2 rRNA genes are annotated in these 2,774 nt (G+C 56.1%); both read right to left on the minus strand.

From position 1 onward, the window contains the following. Positions 1–2,069: ribosomal RNA gene (locus K313_RS0119360) — 23S ribosomal RNA — on the minus strand; the annotation flags it as partial. A gap of 328 nt (positions 2,070–2,397) precedes the next feature. Then, positions 2,398–2,774, minus strand: a 16S ribosomal RNA gene (locus K313_RS0119365); the annotation flags it as partial.

Genomic DNA, 2,774 nt, shown 5'->3' on the forward strand with positions numbered 1-2,774 from the left:
CTAACCGGTCCCCTTAACGTTCCAGCACCGGGCAGGCGTCAGTCCGTATACATCGAATTACTTCTTCGCACGGACCTGTGTTTTTAGTAAACAGTCGCTTCCCCCTGGTCTCTGCGGCCACTCACGCTCAACACGCAAGGTGCGTCACGATCATGGCCCCCCTTCTCCCGAAGTTACGGGGGCATTTTGCCGAATTCCTTAACCACGATTCACTCGATCGCCTTGGTATTCTCTACCTAACCACCTGAGTCGGTTTGGGGTACGGGCGGCTCAGTCCCTCGCTAGAAGCTTTTCTCGGCAGCATAGGATCACCCTCTTCCCGCATACGCGGTCACTATCAGATCTCACCCACATGGCGTGCGGATTTACCTACACACCGGGCTACATCCTTGGACGTGGACAACCATCGCCACGCGGAGGCTACCTTCCTGCGTCACTCCATCGCTTAACTACTACTGGCTCAGGTCACCTCATCCACTTCTCACCCACCCGAAGGCGGTTAGAGAAGCTTCACCAGGTTTAGTATCACCAGACTCGTTAGGGGCGGTACTGCGCCGGTTCCGGAATATCAACCGGATGTCCATCGACTACGCCTGTCGGCCTCGCCTTAGGTCCCGACTTACCCAGGGCAGATTAACTTGACCCTGGAACCCTTGGTTATTCGGCGGACGGGTTTCTCACCCGTCATTCGCTACTCATGCCTGCATTCTCACTCGCGTAGCGTCCACGGCTGGATCACTCCGCCGCTTCACTCGCCACGCGACGCTCCCCTACCCATCGACACGCCTGAACCACAAGGGCTTAGCAATGTGTCAATGCCACAGCTTCGGCGGTGTGCTTGAGCCCCGCTACATTGTCGGCGCAAAATCACTTGACCAGTGAGCTATTACGCACTCTTTAAAGGGTGGCTGCTTCTAAGCCAACCTCCTGGTTGTCACAGCAACTTCACATCCTTTTCCACTTAGCACACGCTTAGGGGCCTTAGCTGGTGATCTGGGCTGTTTCCCTCTCGACTACGGAGCTTATCCCCCGCAGTCTCACTGCCACGCTCTCACTTACCGGCATTCGGAGTTTGGCTGACGTCAGTAACCTGGTGAGGCCCATTAGCCATCCAGTAGCTCTACCTCCGGTAAGAAACACGTGACGCTGCACCTAAATGCATTTCGGGGAGAACCAGCTATCACGAAGTTTGATTGGCCTTTCACCCCTACCCACAGCTCATCCCCCCAGTTTTCAACCTAGGTGGGTTCGGTCCTCCACGCGGTCTTACCCGCGCTTCAACCTGGCCATGGGTAGATCACTTCGCTTCGGGTCTAGACCCAGCGACTCTGTCGCCCTATTCGGACTCGCTTTCGCTACGGCTTCCCCACACGGGTTAACCTCGCCACTGAGCACTAACTCGCAGGCTCATTCTTCAAAAGGCACGCTGTCACCCCACAAGGAGGCTCCAACGGATTGTAAGCGCACGGTTTCAGGATCTATTTCACTCCCCTCCCGGGGTACTTTTCACCTTTCCCTCACGGTACTAGTCCGCTATCGGTCACCAGGGAATATTTAGGCTTAGCGGGTGGTCCCGCCAGATTCACACGGGATTTCTCGGGCCCCGTGCTACTTGGGATACTCATCCACAGTCTCGAACGTTTAAGCTACGGGGGTAACACCCTCTATGCCCGGCCTTTCAAGACCGTTCGCCTACGAACAAGATTTCTTACTGTGCGCCCGCATGTCAGTACGGACAGACAAGTCCCACAACCCCGACCGTGCAACCCCTGACAGGTATCACACACGACCGGTTTAGCCTCTTCCGCGTTCGCTCGCCACTACTGACGGAATCACTATTGTTTTCTCTTCCTGTGGGTACTGAGATGTTTCACTTCCCCACGTTCCCTCCACACACCCTATATATTCAGGTGCAGGTGACTGGACATAAACTCCAGCCGGGTTTCCCCATTCGGAAATCCTCGGATCACAGTCTGGTTATCGACTCCCCGAGGCTTATCGCAGATTCCTACGTCCTTCTTCGGTTCCTGGTGCCAAGGCATCCACCGTGCGCCCTTAAAAACTTGGCCACAAAGATGCTCGCGTCCACTGTGTAGTTCTCAAAACACAAACCCCAACCACCTACACACCCAAGCAACGCTCGAGCTATCAGCAGTCCAGGCACAACCAAGACAACCAGACCCACCAGCACGAAGCCAGCAGCCGGCCCGATGTCTCAGGACCCAACAGCGCGCCACCACACCCGATCAACCACCACCAACTTTCCCCACCACCACACCCCAAAAGAGCATGACAGCCGTACTCGCCAGCAGCGCCAACCAGACGCGACCCATTCGATGTTCCACCCTTGAGCACCCCCACCACACATTCGGTGATGTAGAGGCATATGCTCCTTAGAAAGGAGGTGATCCAGCCGCACCTTCCGGTACGGCTACCTTGTTACGACTTAGTCCCAATCGCCAGTCCCACCTTCGACGGCTCCCCCCACAAGGGTTAGGCCACCGGCTTCGGGTGTTACCGACTTTCGTGACTTGACGGGCGGTGTGTACAAGGCCCGGGAACGTATTCACCGCAGCGTTGCTGATCTGCGATTACTAGCGACTCCGACTTCATGGGGTCGAGTTGCAGACCCCAATCCGAACTGAGACCGGTTTTTTGGGATTCGCTCCACCTCGCGGTATCGCAGCCCTTTGTACCGGCCATTGTAGCATGCGTGAAGCCCAAGACATAAGGGGCATGATGATTTGACGTCATCCCCACCTTCCTCCGAGTTG

This window comes from Arsenicicoccus bolidensis DSM 15745 (assembly GCF_000426385.1).
Taxonomy (GTDB): domain Bacteria; phylum Actinomycetota; class Actinomycetes; order Actinomycetales; family Dermatophilaceae; genus Arsenicicoccus; species Arsenicicoccus bolidensis.